Genomic DNA, 15,507 nt, shown 5'->3' on the forward strand with positions numbered 1-15,507 from the left:
CGGGTGGGTAATTGTCGTAACCGGGGTGCACCTGTTGCCCCTCCGGCTCGTCGTGGATTCGCCGAGTTTCGGGGTCGTAGGGTTCGCGCGGTCCGGTCACCACTCAATTCTGTCCTAGTGTCGGCGCGGCTACCACGCACACCCCTGCGAGTCCTGTGTCATGTCGGACTCAGTTAACAAAACGGACTTCGAACATCTGCGGCCAATACTTGCCGGTGAGCAGGAATCGATCGGTACCGGGAATCTGCGCGATGCCGTTGAGAACGTCGACGGTGCTGGTCGATCCATCCGTGACGAGTTCTTCGCGTAGCGCCGATGCGTCGTACACGTTCGTGACGGTGCCGTCCGACGGGTCGATTCGGACGACGGTGTCGGTGGTCCAGACATTGGCGTAGACGGAGCCGTCTTCGGCGCATTCCAATTCGTTCAGCTTGCCGACGGACTCCGAAGATCTGGTGACGTCGACTGTCGAGATCGGCGCAAAGGTTTCGGGATCGCGAAAGGTCAACGTGGCCGAACCGTCGCTGGAGACCAGCCGATCCCCGAGCGAACAGATTCCCCATCCCTCGGTGTCGAGTGGGAACCGCCCTCGTTCGGTCAAGGTGTCCTTGTCACGGGCGATGGCGACGCCGTCTTTCCAGGTGAGTTGCCACAGTGTGTCTCCGGCGACCGTGATGCCCTCACCGAACAACGGCGGGTCGAGATCGGCACGCGCAATTTCCGATCCCGAAGCGGGGGACTGCTCGTCGGAGATCTCGCTCGAGCGCACCCAGGACTGCCCGACGCGTCCGGTGCTTTCGTACAGCCGGTTTCCGTCGATCTCGAGGCCCTGCGTGAACGCGTCGGGATCGTGCGCGGACACGCGAACGATCTCGACGGAGCCGGTTTCGGACGTGAGGCTGTCGGGAGCACCGGGGGAATCGGAGCACCCCGCCAGGGCCGACGCGATCACCGCGACCACTGCAAAAGTGCGCACGGAATTGGCGTGTGACCTACTCATCTGCCCAGCATGGCAGCCCAGTGCGTTGCGGACTTGCGGTGGTGCGGCAAACTGGAGGAGTGAGTGTTGCTACTTCTCCAGAGCGTGCAGTGCCGCGCCCAGTACTGGCCGATGCGGTCGAGCTTGCCCGAACGGCAGTCGTCGACCTGCATGAAGGCGGTGTGGGGGCATACCTCGGCGTGACGTCGGAGGACGAATTTGCCGCCACCCATCGATTTGCAGCAGACATTCCCGGATACCGCGGTTGGCAGTGGGCGGTTGTCGTCGCTGCCGGACCGGAGGACACCCGCGCAACTGTCAGTGAGTTGGCGCTGCTGCCGGGTCCCGACGCGTTGGTTGCGCCGGAATGGCTGCCATGGGATCAGCGGATTCGTCCCGGCGATCTCTCCGTCGGTGACCTACTCGCCCCGCCGGCCGAGGATCCTCGGCTCGTTCCCGGCTACGTCGCCACCGGTGACCCGGAAGTCGACGAGGTAGCTCTCGAAATCGGGCTCGGCCGCAAACAGGTCATGAGCCTCGAGGGCCGACTCGATGCCGCGCAGCGTTGGTTCGACGGTGACTTCGGCCCGGAGTCGGAGATGGCCAAGGCTGCCCCGTCGACGTGTGGGCTGTGTGGATTCTTCCTTCCACTCGCAGGTTCGCTGCACGCAGCGTTCGGCGTGTGCGGCAACGAACTCTCCGCAGACGGCCGGGTGGTCAGCGTGTCCTACGGCTGTGGCGCGCATTCGGACACCAGCTTGCCGCTCGGTGCGGGCTCGCCGCAGTTCGACGCATTCGACGACGGAGCAGTCGAGCTGATTGCGGTGCCCGCTCGCCCGTCGAGCGTTGTTGCAGTTGAGGATTCGGTATCCACCGAGTAGAAGATCCGTTCGGCACGGACGCACTCCGCGAGGCGACGCTGCGCGCGTGGTCGGAATCTCCGACGCGATTGCGTGAAGACGCGGCTGCGGAATCCGACCTCGCGAAGGCCGGGTACCGCGACCGCCTGCTCACCGAACTGGCGCAGAACGCTGCCGATGCAGCTGCACGCGAGGGCGTCGAGGGCTCTTTGTGGGTGGACGTGGACGGTCGGACGCTGACCGTCGCGAACACCGGGCGTCCGCTGGACGAATCCGGTGTTCACGCACTCACGGCGCTGCGTGCGTCGAACAAGGTCGACGCCGACGAAGGCGTGACGGGGCGGTTCGGAGTCGGATTCTCGGCAGTTCTCTCGGTCGGTGACGAGGTGGAACTGCGCTCGTCGACGGGATCGATTCGATTCTCTGCCTCGCAAACTCTGCGCGAGATCGAGTCTCGCGAACTCCCCGTGCCGGAAACCGGTGTCCCCGTACTTCGTTTGGTGTGGCCGTCTGGCGAATTGCCGAGCGACGGTGCCGATTCGGAAGTGGTGCTGACGCTTCGGCCGGACGTCGATGCCGCGGCGCTGCTTTCGCAGATGACACGTGAGGCAGTCGACCTGCTGCTCGAACTCCCGGCTCTCGGATCAATTCGTCTGGGTGATAAGACTTTTCGGCGATCGGAACGAGTGCTGGATTCCGGTCTCGTCGAGGTGGTCATCGGAGATCGCACGTGGTGGCAGTACTCGGCGCCGAACGCACGGTGGTTGGTGCCGGTCCGCGACGGGGTCGTCGAGCCGGTCGCAGACGACGTGCTGCGGGCGCCGACCCGATCCGACGAGGAACTGTCGATCCCCGCGATCATCATTGCCGACATTGCAATGCAACCCGATCGGCGACGCCTCATGCCCGCTGCACCGATCGCTCCGCTTGCCGAGGGGTACGCGAAGTTCCTTGCTGCACTACCTCCTCGGCAGCGAACGGCACTCGTCCCGATCCCTGCCTTTGCCCGCAGCGAAACCGATTCGCTTCTGCGCGAAGCACTTCTGAAGGAGCTGCAGGAAAACGAGTGGCTTCCGGTGGTCGGTGAACCCGACCGCGCGCCGCAGCGAGCATCCGTGGTGCCCGGGCTCAGTGATGACCTTGCCGAGTTGCTCACCGACATCATCGGCGGCCTGGTCGTCCCCGAGCTCTCCGGCCCCAAGCACGAGCGAGCACTCGCGGCGGTGTCGACGCACCGCATCGGGCTCGCGCGCATCGCGGAACTGCTCAGCGGCTTGGAACGTGAACCGAAGTGGTGGAATCGACTCTATTCGGCTCTCGAGCCCTTGGTGGTCGACACTCTTGCGGTGGAAGAGCTTGGAACACTGCCGGTTCCGCTCTCCGATGGACGAACGGTGACCGGACCGCGGACCGTCGTCGTCGGCGTCGAATTGGGCGAAGACGCACCGTCTGTGCAGTGGACGAGGTTGGTTCATCCTGTCGCGGCGCACCCGTTGCTGTCTCGATTGGGAGCACAGACCGCGAGTGCCACCGACCTGCTGTCCGATCCGGCACTGCGAGCCTTGATCGAAGATGCTGCGGATCAGGATGATTCGGTAGCGACGGAGTTGGCGCAAGTGGTGCTCGGATTGGCGGCCCACGTGGCGCCAGGGGCGCTGCCGTCGTGGATCGGTGAAGTGCTGCTTCCTGATTCGGAGGGCGAATTGCGGTCCGCCGACCAACTTCTGCTTCCGGGAGCTCCCCTTGCAAGCGTCCTGGTCGAGGATTCTCCCTTCGGCATCGTCGACGCTGATTTTGTTCAGCGGGTGGGGGAGCAGGCGCTACGGGTAGTCGGTGTCGGGTGGGGTTTCACGGTGGTCCGTGAGGAATTGCCGTCCGGCCCCGATCACGATCTCGACGCCGAAGACGCATGGTGGGACACCCTCGACGAGGACCCCGAATACATCGAAGCCGTGCGCGATCTCGATCTCGTGGACGAAGACCGCTGGCCGCAGGCGCTGTCGCTGCTGGTCGAGTCGCCGGCGACGCGGGCGCTGCTCACCGACCGTCGTGGATACACGGCGTGGTGGTTGCGTTCGAATGCCGAACTCGGCGGTGAGGTGCTTGGCTTGCTGCGCGCTCCGGGCGATCGCACCTTCGAGGGATTGCTCGATGCTGCCGAACACCCCGACGCCGGATTCTTCGCCGGATTGCTGGCATCGGATACCGTCGACGATCCGGAACTGGCTCAGCTGCTGCTCGATCGGCTTGCCGACCCACTACGGATGCCGGCCTCCGCCGTCGTCGCGCGGACGCACCGACTGCTGGGTGAGGCAGCGCAGCGACGGGTTCTCGACCTGGAGGAACTGCACCTGCCGCCGTTCGTGCGAGGCCTTTCCGGCGATCTGGTCGATCCCGGCGACGCCCTTGTTCTCGACCGACCGTGGCTGGGAGCGGCACTGCCTGCACAACGAGTGGTGCTCGGCAGTTTCGAGACAGCTGACGCACTGGCAGATCTGCTCGACGTCGCTACGGCGTCCACATCCGTTCACGGACGAGTGAGCAGCACCGGCGTTGTGACGACGTGGGCGAACGAACCACAGGCAGTTCTCGGCTTCGCAGCCCTCGGTCGTGAGGTTCCCGGCGGCGAGGTAGTGATCCATCACGAACTGTCGGTGGAACTGACGGGAGCGGTGGAGGCGACAGTGACCGTGCCGTGGTGGGTGGACTCGGACGGCGTTCATCACGTGATGCGCACGTGGACTCTGCCGCAAGGGATGTGAGGGCAGATGTCTTTTGATCAGTGGGTACTCGACAGTGCAGTGAGCCAGCGGACGGCGTGGCTCGTGGACGTGGTCGACGTCATCACCGACAGCGGCGGAACCCTCGCGTCGTGGCTGATCGCGACGCTGCTCACGATCGTGCTTCTGGTTCGGGGGCTCCGAACGGAAGCTCTGCTGATCGCCGGATCGATGTTGACCGGTCTGCTCGTGATGAGCGGATTGAAGCGCATCTTCACGCGAACCCGTCCACCCCTGCCGGAGCGTTTGATCGAAATCGATTCGTATTCGTTCCCGTCGGGCCACGCGATGATGAGCGCGATACTCGCGACTTCGGTTGCCGCAGTGATTCTTCGGCTTGCTTTGCCGAGGCTCGCGAAGATGGCAATGCTCGCGAGCCTCGGCCTGTACACGATCGCTGTCGGATTCTCCCGCGTCTACCTGGCTGCCCATTGGATGACCGATGTGCTGGCAGGTTGGGCGTTCGGGATGGTGTGGGCCGGAGTGTGGATCTGGGGAACTGCGCAGATCAGGAAGCGCCGGGCGCTGGTTACTTCGTGAGTTCGGCGAGTAGTTGGCTTGTCGCCCACGGCAAGCTCAGTGCGGAACTCGCGGTCAGGGCCGCACCGACCTGCGGGGCCTGATCGTCGTTGACGTAGACGACGCGATTGTTCTTGACCACGTCGAGTTGCTGGAAGCCCGGATTGTTTCGGACCGCCTGGGCGGCATCGGGATTGCCGATGACAACGAGACGGTCCACGTCGAGGAGATCTAGTCGCTCGGTGGAGATGGGCGCGTAGAACTCACCGTTCATCAATGCCTCGACCGCGGGAGCAGGTTTGAATCCGAGACTGCCGAGGACCCGTCCGCGGGCGTCCTCGGAGGAGAAGGCGTAGAACTCCGGGGTCGTGTCGACGCTGATGATCACCGCGGTCTGGTCTGCAAATTCCGGGTGAGCGCTTCTGGCGTCGGCGAACTGCTTGTCGATATCGGCGACCAACTTCGCGCCGTCGGCCTCGCGACCCACTGCCTTCGCTGCGGTCTTCGTCGTGATCTGCCACGGAGTTGCGTAGTCGCCGTAGGCCGGATCCTTCGCGACGGTCGGGGCGATCGCGGAAAGTGTGCTGTACAGGTCTTTGTCGATGCTCGAGTAGAGCGCGAGGATCAAGTCAGGCTCGAGCGCAGCGATCTTTTCGACGCTGATCGTGGTTTCGGGATTGCTGCCGACGACGGTCGGTTCGGTTCCGCCCCAAGGGCCGGTGACCCACGGCCACGTGCGGTTGACGTCCGGCTCGCCCGGGTACTGATTGACCATTCCGACGGGCTTGATGCCCAAGGCCAGCAGAGCCTGCTCGTCGTTGTAACCGACGGTGACGATCCGTTGTGGTTCGGAATCGATCGTGGTGCTGCCGAAAGCGTGATCGATCGTGACGGGGAAGGCGCCGCCACCGGAACTCGACGAACTACTTGCTGCGTCATCGTTCGAACTGCAGGAGACGAGTGCTGTGCCGACCAGGGCGACCAGAGCAACCGATGTCAGTCTCGTCCAACGTCCTCGGCTTTTCCAACGATTTCGGTGGGAGATCTTCACGGTTACGTGGTTCCTTTCAGCATTGACAAGCTAAGACCGACACTAGGGTGCAGGGTAGGCTTACCACACTGAAAGGGTGAATCGACCTGCTCAGTCGACCAGACCGGCGCCCTGTTGTGCGCCCTTGTCACCGCGCACAGCTGCGCGTCGTTGAATGGAGAACAGAGCGAGGCCGAGGAAGCCGACTCCGATACCCGCGTAACAGATCGGGAGTGCATCCGACCAACGATCGCCGCTCACCGCGACCACGATCGTGGCGACCACCCACAACGCGGTGCCGATGATCAGTGCCGGCGCGGGTGCGGACAATTTGCCGATCAGGCTGGTTGTGTTGCGAGTCTCCGTCACAAAATTAACGCTACCCGTACCCCGGTGGCCTACTCTCCCTAGTGCGACCGGCTTCATGTGCGCCGGCACACGGCGACCTACAGCGATGGGGAAAGAACAAACATGGCGGCACCCGGCAAGATCCTCGACACCTATTTCAAGATCAGCGAACGAGGGTCGACGATCTCGACCGAGGTTCGCGGCGGTGTCGTCACCTTCGTGGCGATGGCCTACATCGTGGTCCTCAACCCCCTGATCCTCGGCAGTTTCTCGGCTGACGACGCTGCAGCGAAGACCGACGTTCTCGGCAACATCCTTCCGGTCAACCAGGTGGCTGCGGTCACCGCTCTGGTTGCCGGCCTGATGAGCATCGTCTTCGGTCTCGTTGCCAACTATCCGTTTGCCATCGCCGCGGGTCTCGGCATCAACAGCCTGCTCGCCGTCACCATCGCACCTCAGGTCACCTGGCCCGAGGCGATGGGCCTGGTGGTCATCGACGGTGTGATCATCGTTCTGTTGGCACTCACCGGTTTCCGAACTGCGGTGTTCAATGCGATTCCCTCGGCATTGAAGTCCGCGATCGCGGCCGGTATCGGCATGTTCATCGCCTTCATCGGACTGGTCGACGCCGGATTCGTCCGCCGCATCCCCGACGCCGCCGGTACGACGGTTCCCGTCGGACTCGGAATCAACGGCTCGATCGCTTCGTGGCCGACCGTGGTGTTCATCTTCGGTGTCCTGCTCATGGGTGTTCTGGTCGTGCGCAAGGTTCGTGGTGGACTGCTGATCGGCATCGTTGTCACGACGATCCTCGCTGCGATCATCGAGGCAGTTGCCGACGTCGGACCCTCGCTCGGAACCAACCCCAAGGGCTGGAACCTCAGCATCCCCGCGATCCCGGAGATGCTCGGTGGTTTGCCTGATCTGAGCCTGGTCGGCGACGTCAGCATCTTCGGCGCGTTCACCCGCATCGGTGTTCTGGCCGCCAGCCTGCTTGTCTTCACCCTCGTGCTCGCGAATTTCTTCGACGCCATGGGCACGATGACGGGTCTCGGTAAGGAAGCCGGCCTGACCGACAAGGACGGAAACCTCCCCAACGTCGGTCGCGCGCTTGTCGTCGAAGGCGCCGGTGCCATCGTCGGCGGTGGCGCTTCGGCGTCGTCGAACACCGTGTTCGTGGAATCCGCGTCGGGTATCGCCGAAGGCGCCCGCACGGGCCTGGCAAATGTCGTGACCGGACTGCTCTTCCTCGTCGCGATGTTCCTGACGCCGCTCTACTCCGTCGTGCCGATCGAGGCAGCTGCGCCTGCCCTCGTCGTCGTCGGTGCGCTGATGATCGGACAGGTCCGAGACATCGATTTCACCAAGTTCTCGGTGGCACTCCCGGCGTTCCTGACCATGATCGTCATGCCGTTCACCTACTCGATCGCCAACGGCATCGGTGTCGGCTTCATTTCATGGGTGGTCCTGCACGCTGCCAGCGGTGGTATCAAGAAGATCCACCCGTTGCTCTGGATCGTGGCGGCACTTTTTGTGGCCTACTTCACTGTCGGACCCATTACCGACGCCCTTACGTGAAATCAGGGTTGACCGGTATTCGATTACGTGAGCTACCGGCCAGCTCTTGACGTATTGTCTGACGCGTGACCACCGAAACTCGTGCGCTGGCCAGCGATCTTTCCCTGGCTGTAGTGCGTCTCACCAGGCATCTGCGCGGCCGCAGAGTCGACGCTCAGGTATCGCTGACGCAACTGTCCGCTTTGGCGAGCCTGGATCAGTACGGCCCGATGACCCCTGGCGTACTCGCAGCACGTGAGAAAGTTCAGCCGCCGTCGATGACGCGCGTTGTTGCTTCTCTCGCCGAGCTCGGTCTGGTCGAGCGCTCGCCGCATCCCACGGACGGTCGTCAGATCATCGTGAATCTCTCCGACGCCGGGCAGGCGTTGCTCGCGGACGAGACCCATGCGCGTGAGGCGTGGATGAACGAGCAGCTGGCCGGGCTGGGTGGCGAAGAACTCGCGACGCTGCGCGGTGCCGTCGGGATCATCACGGAGATGGTCAACAAGACGGAGTAGTTCCGCGAGTTATGCGGTCGCGTAGCTCCGCTACGCAGAGGTCGCGTAGCTCCGCTACATAGAGGTCGTTGCCCAAACGAATTACTCGAGGGGCAAGATGGTGGGGTGCCCCGAGACCCCGATTCCGGCATGTTTGCCGCGCTCCACAACCGCAACTACCGCCTTTGGGCTTCCGGACAGATTGTTTCTCTGGTCGGCACGTGGATGCAACGTATTGCCCAGGACTGGCTGGTACTGACGCTCTCGGACGGCAACGCGTTGGCGGTGGGCATCGTCATGGCCTTGCAGTTCGGTCCGACGCTGTTTCTGTCGGTGTGGGGTGGGGTGCTGGCCGATCGGTACGACAAGCGTCGGATCCTGATCTTCACGCAGTGGGCGAGTGCGGTATGCGCACTGGTGTTGGGTCTGTTGGACGTCGGTGGGCTCGTCGCGTTGTGGCACGTCTTCCTGATCGCCTTTGCCCTCGGCTGTGTCTCGGCGCTCGACGCACCGGTGCGTCAGTCGTTCACTATCGAGATGGTGGGCAAGGAACACCTGTCCAATGCCATCGCGCTCAACTCGATGACGTTCAACACGGCCCGCATCGTCGGTCCGGCCATCTCGGGTGTTTTGATCAACCTGATCGGAACCGGATGGGTGTTCCTGCTCAACGTCGCGACGTTCGGTGGGGTCCTCATCGCGCTGTACCTGATGAACAAGAAGGAGCTGATCCCGTCCGAACCGGCGCCGCGTACCAAGGGGCAGGTGCGCGACGGGTTCCGATATGTGTGGGGTCGCAAGGACCTTCGGGTGATCATGGTGTCCGTCTTCATGGTCTCGACGTTCGGCCTGAACTTCGCGATCAGCCTGGCGGTGATGGCGCGCAACACGTTCGGCCTCGAGGCCGACGGTTACGGACTGCTGTCCACGACGCTTGCCGTGGGAACCCTTGCAGGCGCTGCGTATGCCGCAAGGCGCAAGGAAGCGCCGCGGTTGCGGACGTTCCTCGGTGCCGCCGTGGCTTTCGGCGTGTTCGAGGTCGCGGTGGGATTGATGCCTACCTATGCGTTGGTGGCGCTGATGTTGATCCCCACGGGCGCACTGACGTTGACGTTCACGACGTCCGCAATGAACATCCTGCAGATGTCGGTCCCCTCCGAGATGCGTGGGCGGGTGATGGGCATCTACATGCTCAGTTTCCTCGGTGGCACACCGCTGGGAAGTCCGCTGCTTGGTTGGCTCGCCGACTCCGTGGATCCCCGTGCGCCTTTGATCGTGGGCGGAGTGATCTCGCTCGTCTCGGGCACAGTGGCCGGGGTGTACCTGCTACGTAGCGAAGGGCTGAAACTTCGTCTTGCGAGGCCGGAAGACGGTGGCAGGTTGCCGGTGTTCGTCCTGCGTCCGGTGATCGTGTGCGACGCGACCGAACAGGCAGTCGAGGCTAGCCGCGCGCCGTGACCTTCTCGCGCTTGGGAAACACCGTGTAGCTCAGGGCGATTGCTCCCCAGATTCCCAGCACCACTGTCAGCTTGCTGATCCATCCGTCGAGGGCACCCGTACGTGCGGGGTCGTCGACGAGGAAGATGGCCGCGCCGAGAAGTCCGCACGCGATGGCCCAGGCGATCGCGGCTTTGCCGAACTCGCGCCATTCGCGCAGTGCTCGCGCACTCCCGTACTTGGGTGGCGCGACGGGAGCCGGGCCGCCGGCGAATCGGTAGGCGAACCTGGCGTCGGCCCAGGAGATGAGACTGTGCCCGAACGCAACGGAGAAGCCGATGTAGGCCGCAGCCAGCCCGTGGGTGAAGTTCGCCTCGCCGCCGTCCCGAAGATCGAGGGCTGTGGCGACGAGCAGGACGACGTCGACCAGGGGTGCGCAGATGAGCAGTGCGGCACCCAGCGTCTTGCGGCGCAGCAGATAGCGGGCGGCGAGACCGGCGGCGATGAACACCCAGAACATGATTTCGCACGCGATGATCAGATGGACGATCATGACATCAGCTCATTTCTAGTACGACTGTGTTAGTGATCGAAAACTAGCACAACTGTGTTAGCTTTGTGAAGTGGTGAAACGAAGCAGCCCCGATGAGCGACGGGAAGAGATCGCCGAGGCTGTCTGGCGTGTGATCCGTCGTGATGGTGTGGCGAGCGCGAGCGTCCGGGCCGTCGCGGACGAGGCGAAGATGTCGACGGGGTCGCTAAGGCACTTCTTCGCGACGCAGTCTGAACTCTTGCTGTTCGCGATGACGCTCGTGACCGTCCGAGTGGAGAAGAGAATCGCCGGCATCGACTTCGATCCCGACATCCGCCGCGCGATCCGCCAGTTCACCGATCAGTTCGTTCCCCTCGACGAAGATCGGCGTGAAGAAATGCAGGTCTGGGAGGCGTTTGCTGCTGCCGCCCAGACCGATTCGACGTTGACGGCAGTGCGTGACGAGACGGACCGGACGCTGTTCGAGCACTATCGAACATTTGTCGAGGCCGTACATGATGCAGGATTCCTGCAGCCGGACGCTTCGGTCGACATCGAGGCGATGAGGTTGCATGCGCTCGCCGACGGGCTCGCGTCGCACGGCGTCGACAATCCCGAGCGAACCAATCCGCAGGTGATCGGCCGGGTGCTCGACGCGCATTTCGCTACGCTGCTGCGCTAGGTCGGGAGTAGTGGTGGGGGGCTCGCGGTGCGTACGGCACGATAGACCCGTGGTTCACGTCATCGACATCTCAGATCCCGCCGACCCCCGGTTGGATGACTTTCGCGATCTCAACTCCTCGGATCGGCGCCCCGACCTGCCGGAGGGCAAGGGACTGGTCATCGCCGAAGGAGTATTCGTCACTCAGCGGCTGCTGACGTCGCGGTTCGAGCCGATCAGTCTTCTCGGCGTTGAACGACGGCTCCTGGAGCTCGCTGACGATCTCGACGGTGTGGACGTGCCGTTCTACCGTACGAGCGCCGAAGTGATGGCCGAGGTCGTCGGATTCCACCTGAACCGTGGCGTCCTCGCTGCAGCAGCGCGCCCGGCACCACTCGCGGTCTCGGACGTGCTGAAGGACGCAAAGACCGTCGTGGTCCTCGAAGGCGTCAACGATCACGAGAACCTCGGCTCGATGTTCCGCAACGCTGCAGGGCTCGGCGTGGACGCCGTTCTGTTCGGGAAGGGTTGTGCTGACCCGCTGTACCGGCGGTCGGTCCGTGTGTCGATGGGGCACGTGCTGCGAGTGCCCTTCGCGCATGTGGCAAAGTGGCCACACGACTTGGATGAGCTGCGTGGCAACGGTTTTCAGCTCATATCCTTGACTCCGAATCCGGAAGCGGTCACTTTGGCCGAAGCGATGACCGGGGAGAAGGTGGCGCTACTGCTGGGCGCCGAGGGGCCAGGTCTGACCGAACATGCGATGCGGGCCACCGACATTCGTGCCAAGATACCGATGGCTCCCGGCACCGACTCGCTCAATGTCGCAACCGCAGCGGCGATGGCCTTCTACGAACGTGTCAGGACCGGCCGGTGACTCTGGACCGCACGCCCTGGTTCACCGGAATCGCGGTGTCGGTATTCGCCGCGATGCTCTCGACCAGCGCCGTCGCGGCGTTCTGCATCGCGCTCGGCAACGTGAACGTGCTCCTGGCGGTTGTCGTCAATATCATTGCGGTAGGCGGACTTGCGCCGACCGTGTGGCGCTGGCGAGCCGTCCCCGTGTGGCGATGGGTGGTCTACGGCGCGGTAGTCGGCGTTCCGCTCGGGTGGATCGCAGCGATAGCCGCGTGACTGTGTGATGCTTGTTCGCGCTACTTGAACCCGAAGTACCGGGCGAGGCGACCGCGCGGCTTGGCCACGGGTGCGTCGTGGATCGGCGGGATGTTTTCGGGCGTGGGTATCTCTGTCGGCGCCTGCTCGGGTACCGGTACGGGAGTTGGGGGCGCAGGTTTGGGTGCCTCGCCGGGGCGGTGAATCTTGAAGCCCCACAGGAGAATCTGCGTTGTGTCGAGTTCGTGTTCTCGCGGCGCGCCGGTGTATCGGAATCCCAGCCACTCGAGGTTGGCGGACTCCGCGAACTGCTGCGGGTGGAACGGAAGTGACTGCGGATCGGGCAGGATCCCGGGCGGGTAACGCAGGGGATGGTTGCCGGCCCAGAATTCCAGTTCCCAGGTCTGCGGGATCCCCAGATTTTCGACGATGTCGATCGGGATGGCACTGAACGAGCGTCGTAGCTCGCCGTTCTCCCACAGTGCAAACGAACCCTGCGCGGTTTCGGGGACGGAGCTGATCAACAGCGTCGAGCCGCCCTCGGCCGAAAGGTGCCAGGAATCAGGCAGTTTCGAGGGGACAAATGTGCTGAGTTCGGAGCTGCAGACGACGCTCACTCGGCCGTACGCGCCGACGAAGACGTAGCCGGGGCTCACCGTCGCGGCCATCGACAGCGGCTGAGGACCGAGAGACTCGAACTCCTTGTCCGGGTACAGCGACATGGCGATTTTCAGCGCCTCGGTCTGATCCGGCTGTGGGTACTTGCTCAATTCGGTGCGAGCGTCTGCGCCGCCCAGAAACCAGATCGTCGATACCCGTGCAGCCACCGGCAGCCCTCTCTCCTCAGCCTCGCTCGAAAGAAGAATACTTTCCTTCGGGGTCAGCGACCGCTGCTGCGGACCCCGAGGAGTACGTCGTCCCACGAGGGAAGAGCAGGCCGTCCGCGCTTGTCCTTGGTCTGCGTCTGCTGCGGAGCGGTTTTCGGGGTCACGTCCGGTGCAGGCTCGGGAACCTCTTCGTCGACGACTGTTTCCGGCTCGACAGCAATCGGCTCGGGCGCCACGATTCGTTCCGCCACCACCGTTCGCTCGGAAGCTGCTGTCCGCTCGGAAACTGCTGTCCGCTCGGAAACTGCTGCGGGCTCCGGCTCGATCTCCGCCACCGGTTCGACGTCGAATCGGGACAGTTCAAGCTGCTGCGGCTCGTTCGAAACCACCGGTACCAGGCCGCGGAGCGGGCGACCGAAGTCGGGATCGATCAAGTCGAATGCCGCGTCGTCGAGTGCGACGATCGTTCCGCCGTGCGCGTCGGGCTGGTAGCGCCAGTGTGCGGCGTTGGTGGTGCGGCCGGCCTGCCACTGCAACTGCGCGACCCACTGATTGTCCTCGTCGCGCCAGGCATCCCAGGTGGCCTCGTCGATGCTGTGGCCGCGGGCGCGGAATGCGTGGGTCACGATTTCGGAGAGGGTGGGAACCGTCGGGCCGTTGTCGCGCACCGGGTGTCCGCCCTGCGCCATTTCCGCGGCGCGGGAACGCTCGAGCAGAACGGGGTACGCAAAGCGCTCGACCTTGCTGATGGGGATCTTCGCTTCTTCGGCGACCTGCTCTACGGAAGCACCGGAACGAATGCGCGTCTGAATTTCGCGGGGACGGAGTTGGCTTTCCATTTCGATCTCAATCTGGCCGAGTCGAGCCACGTCTCCGCGGGAAGCAGCACGAAGTTTGTCATCGGCGGGAAGCCGGAATTTCTGGCCGGTTTCAGCATCTGCGCACACCACATGCGATCCATCGGGTTCAAGTCCGATCACTCGAAGCTCTCGCACATTGACCTCCTTATCGCGCCGGCTCGCGACTTTGCGCCGCGCTCAACTGTAATTCATTCGTGACCATGGACTCGGCAGGACACGCAGGGCGAGATGACCTCGGATCCGACCACCGGTGTGGTAGCTCACAAGGCCTGGCGCAAACGACGCTCGGCCCCCGACATCATGTCGGGGGCCGAGCGGTGAAGCAGTATGAAAATCAGCCGAGCTGAGAAACGACCCAGTCGATGCTCTTGGTGAGAGCGGTGACGTCATCGGGGTCGATGGCCGGGAACATGCCGACGCGCAGCTGGTTGCGGCCGAGCTTGCGGTACGGCTCGGTATCGACGATTCCGTTGGCGCGCAGGATCTTTGCCACCTCGGCAGCGTCGACGTCGTCGTTGAAGTCGATGGTGCCGACAACCTGCGAGCGGTGTGCCGGATCAGCGACGAACGGTGTTGCGAACTCGCTGGCCTCGGCCCAGTTGTACAGGCGCGAGGACGAATCCGCGGTGCGAGCGGTGGTCCAGTCGAGGCCGCCGTTGCTGTTCATCCACTCGATCTGGTTGGCGAAGAGCAACAGGGTGGCCAGGGCCGGGGTGTTGTACGTCTGATCCTTGGAGCTGTTGTCCACGGCGATGGGCAGTGAGAGGAAGTCAGGCGTCCAGCGGCCCGAATCCTTGATCTCCGCGACGCGCTCGAGGGCGGCCGGGCTCATCAGCGCGATCCACAGTCCGCCGTCTGCGGCGAAGCACTTCTGCGGAGCGAAGTAGTAGACGTCGGAATCGGCGACGTTGACCGGAAGTCCACCGGCGCCCGAGGTGGCGTCGATGGCGATCAGTGCGTTCTCCGAACCCGCGGGGCGCGAGACGGGGATCGACACACCGGTGGAGGTCTCGTTGTGCGCCCAGCCGATGAGATCGACGGACGGGTCGGAGACCGGCACCGGTGCGCTGCCCGGATCGGCGGAAACGACGATCGGGTCACCGATGAACGGGTTGGCCTTGGCGACCGAAGCGAACTTGGAGCTGAATTCGCCGTTGGTCAGGTGCAGCGACTTCTCGCGGATGAGGCCGAATGCGGCCGCATCCCAGAACGCAGTGGTTCCGCCGTTGCCGAGGACGACCTCGTAGCCCTCGGGCAGTGAGAACAGATCGGCGAGGCCGGAACGAATGCTGGCCACAACGTTCTTGACCGGCTTCTGGCGATGGCTGGTGCCGAACACCGAAGCGCCCACCTCGACCAGGGACTGCAGCTGCTCGGGGCGAACCTTGGAAGGACCGCAGCCGAAGCGTCCGTCGGCGGGCTTGAGGTCGGCGGGGATGATCGGTGTGGAGGTCATCGCTTCTTTCTGTTCCTTCACTTGTGTTCTGTACTACCGTGATTGGCGAAT

The 15,507-nt window shown here is 63.8% G+C and carries 16 protein-coding genes; 9 read left to right on the forward strand and 7 right to left on the reverse strand.

Annotated elements, in window-relative coordinates; all coding sequences use genetic code 11:
• Nucleotides 1-169: 169 nt before the first annotated feature.
• Complete coding sequence (locus ABX74_RS20140) at nucleotides 170-1,000, reverse strand: glutaminyl-peptide cyclotransferase (RefSeq protein WP_047889551.1); 831 nt, start codon at nucleotides 998-1,000, stop codon at nucleotides 170-172.
• A 38-nt stretch (nucleotides 1,001-1,038) separates the two neighbouring features.
• Between ABX74_RS20140 and ABX74_RS20145 the strand changes: the two genes are divergently transcribed.
• The 3 genes from ABX74_RS20145 to ABX74_RS20155 all read left to right on the forward strand — a co-directional run bounded on the left by ABX74_RS20145 (nucleotide 1,039) and on the right by ABX74_RS20155 (nucleotide 5,159).
• Nucleotides 1,039-1,860, forward strand: a complete 822-nt coding sequence (locus ABX74_RS20145; RefSeq protein WP_019744932.1) for a DUF3027 domain-containing protein — start codon at nucleotides 1,039-1,041, stop codon at nucleotides 1,858-1,860.
• A gap of 68 nt (nucleotides 1,861-1,928) precedes the next feature.
• Nucleotides 1,929-4,601: a sacsin N-terminal ATP-binding-like domain-containing protein gene (locus ABX74_RS20150; RefSeq protein WP_053062060.1), complete on the forward strand. Its 2,673-nt coding sequence runs from the start codon at nucleotides 1,929-1,931 to the stop codon at nucleotides 4,599-4,601.
• Nucleotides 4,602-4,607: 6 nt separating this feature from the next.
• On the forward strand, nucleotides 4,608-5,159 hold the full coding sequence (locus ABX74_RS20155; RefSeq protein WP_020908797.1) for a phosphatase PAP2 family protein: 552 nt from the start codon (nucleotides 4,608-4,610) through the stop codon (nucleotides 5,157-5,159).
• Here the strand turns inward: ABX74_RS20155 and ABX74_RS20160 are convergent.
• On the reverse strand, nucleotides 5,149-6,189 hold the full coding sequence (locus ABX74_RS20160) for an iron-siderophore ABC transporter substrate-binding protein (RefSeq protein ID WP_053062061.1): 1,041 nt from the start codon (nucleotides 6,187-6,189) through the stop codon (nucleotides 5,149-5,151). The two genes, ABX74_RS20155 and ABX74_RS20160, sit on opposite strands and share 11 nt — an antisense overlap.
• A gap of 90 nt (nucleotides 6,190-6,279) precedes the next feature.
• Nucleotides 6,280-6,537, reverse strand: a complete 258-nt coding sequence (locus ABX74_RS20165; RefSeq protein ID WP_019744928.1) for a DUF2530 domain-containing protein — start codon at nucleotides 6,535-6,537, stop codon at nucleotides 6,280-6,282.
• Between the two features lie 102 nt (nucleotides 6,538-6,639).
• On the opposite strand from ABX74_RS20165, the gene ABX74_RS20170 reads away from it, so the two are divergent.
• The 3 genes from ABX74_RS20170 (at nucleotide 6,640) to ABX74_RS20180 (ending at nucleotide 10,028) form a co-directional block, all read left to right on the forward strand.
• A complete protein-coding gene (locus ABX74_RS20170) occupies nucleotides 6,640-8,094 on the forward strand; it encodes an NCS2 family permease (protein WP_047889553.1) in 1,455 nt (484 codons plus the stop codon).
• A gap of 65 nt (nucleotides 8,095-8,159) precedes the next feature.
• Nucleotides 8,160-8,591 carry a MarR family winged helix-turn-helix transcriptional regulator gene (locus ABX74_RS20175; protein ID WP_019744926.1) on the forward strand — a complete coding sequence of 144 codons (432 nt, stop codon included), beginning with the start codon at nucleotides 8,160-8,162 and terminating at the stop codon, nucleotides 8,589-8,591.
• 129 nt (nucleotides 8,592-8,720) lie between these two features.
• Complete coding sequence (locus ABX74_RS20180; RefSeq protein WP_007733487.1) at nucleotides 8,721-10,028, forward strand: MFS transporter; 1,308 nt, start codon at nucleotides 8,721-8,723, stop codon at nucleotides 10,026-10,028.
• On the opposite strand, the gene ABX74_RS20185 is transcribed toward ABX74_RS20180, so the two are convergent.
• The gene (locus ABX74_RS20185; protein ID WP_020908793.1) at nucleotides 10,012-10,560 is read right to left on the reverse strand and encodes a hypothetical protein; all 549 of its coding nucleotides are present in this window, start codon (nucleotides 10,558-10,560) and stop codon (nucleotides 10,012-10,014) included. The two genes, ABX74_RS20180 and ABX74_RS20185, sit on opposite strands and share 17 nt — an antisense overlap.
• A 70-nt stretch (nucleotides 10,561-10,630) precedes the next feature.
• Here ABX74_RS20185 and ABX74_RS20190 point away from each other — a divergent pair, with 70 nt between their 5' ends.
• From ABX74_RS20190 to ABX74_RS20200, 3 genes are read left to right on the forward strand one after another with little or no spacing between them, the layout of a single operon-like run.
• Nucleotides 10,631-11,221: a TetR/AcrR family transcriptional regulator gene (locus ABX74_RS20190; protein ID WP_020908792.1), complete on the forward strand. Its 591-nt coding sequence runs from the start codon at nucleotides 10,631-10,633 to the stop codon at nucleotides 11,219-11,221.
• Between the two features lie 49 nt (nucleotides 11,222-11,270).
• Nucleotides 11,271-12,077, forward strand: a complete 807-nt coding sequence (locus tag ABX74_RS20195; protein WP_003939731.1) for a TrmH family RNA methyltransferase — start codon at nucleotides 11,271-11,273, stop codon at nucleotides 12,075-12,077.
• Nucleotides 12,074-12,334 (forward strand): DUF2537 domain-containing protein, encoded by a 261-nt coding sequence (locus ABX74_RS20200; protein ID WP_020908790.1) that lies wholly within the window; start codon nucleotides 12,074-12,076, stop codon nucleotides 12,332-12,334. Before ABX74_RS20195 ends, ABX74_RS20200 begins: the two co-directional genes overlap by 4 nt.
• Nucleotides 12,335-12,354: 20 nt before the next feature.
• Here the strand turns inward: ABX74_RS20200 and ABX74_RS20205 are convergent, their stop codons facing one another.
• The 3 genes from ABX74_RS20205 to serC form a co-directional block, all read right to left on the reverse strand.
• On the reverse strand, nucleotides 12,355-13,140 hold the full coding sequence (locus ABX74_RS20205) for a DUF6928 family protein (protein WP_047889554.1): 786 nt from the start codon (nucleotides 13,138-13,140) through the stop codon (nucleotides 12,355-12,357).
• Between the two features lie 53 nt (nucleotides 13,141-13,193).
• Nucleotides 13,194-14,135 carry a septation protein SepH gene (sepH, locus tag ABX74_RS20210; protein ID WP_047889555.1) on the reverse strand — a complete coding sequence of 314 codons (942 nt, stop codon included), beginning with the start codon at nucleotides 14,133-14,135 and terminating at the stop codon, nucleotides 13,194-13,196.
• 199 nt (nucleotides 14,136-14,334) lie between these two features.
• Nucleotides 14,335-15,456: a phosphoserine transaminase gene (serC, locus tag ABX74_RS20215; protein WP_007733484.1), complete on the reverse strand. Its 1,122-nt coding sequence runs from the start codon at nucleotides 15,454-15,456 to the stop codon at nucleotides 14,335-14,337.
• Between the last annotated feature and the right edge of the window lie 51 nt (nucleotides 15,457-15,507).

The organism is Rhodococcus sp. ARP2 (assembly GCF_001029585.1).
Classification (GTDB): Bacteria; Actinomycetota; Actinomycetes; order Mycobacteriales; family Mycobacteriaceae; genus Rhodococcus_F; species Rhodococcus_F erythropolis.

Bases quoted from the DNA above. Each gene is read 5' to 3' on its own strand.
- ABX74_RS20140 (WP_047889551.1), bottom strand. From the start codon at position 1,000: ATGAGTAGGTCACACGCCAATTCCGTGCGCACTTTTGCAGTGGTCGCG.
- ABX74_RS20155 (WP_020908797.1), top strand. From the start codon at position 4,608: ATGTCTTTTGATCAGTGGGTACTCGACAGTGCAGTGAGCCAGCGGACG.
- ABX74_RS20170 (WP_047889553.1), top strand. From the start codon at position 6,640: ATGGCGGCACCCGGCAAGATCCTCGACACCTATTTCAAGATCAGCGAA.
- ABX74_RS20180 (WP_007733487.1), top strand. From the start codon at position 8,721: ATGTTTGCCGCGCTCCACAACCGCAACTACCGCCTTTGGGCTTCCGGA.
- ABX74_RS20185 (WP_020908793.1), bottom strand. From the start codon at position 10,560: ATGATCGTCCATCTGATCATCGCGTGCGAAATCATGTTCTGGGTGTTC.
- serC (WP_007733484.1), bottom strand. From the start codon at position 15,456: ATGACCTCCACACCGATCATCCCCGCCGACCTCAAGCCCGCCGACGGA.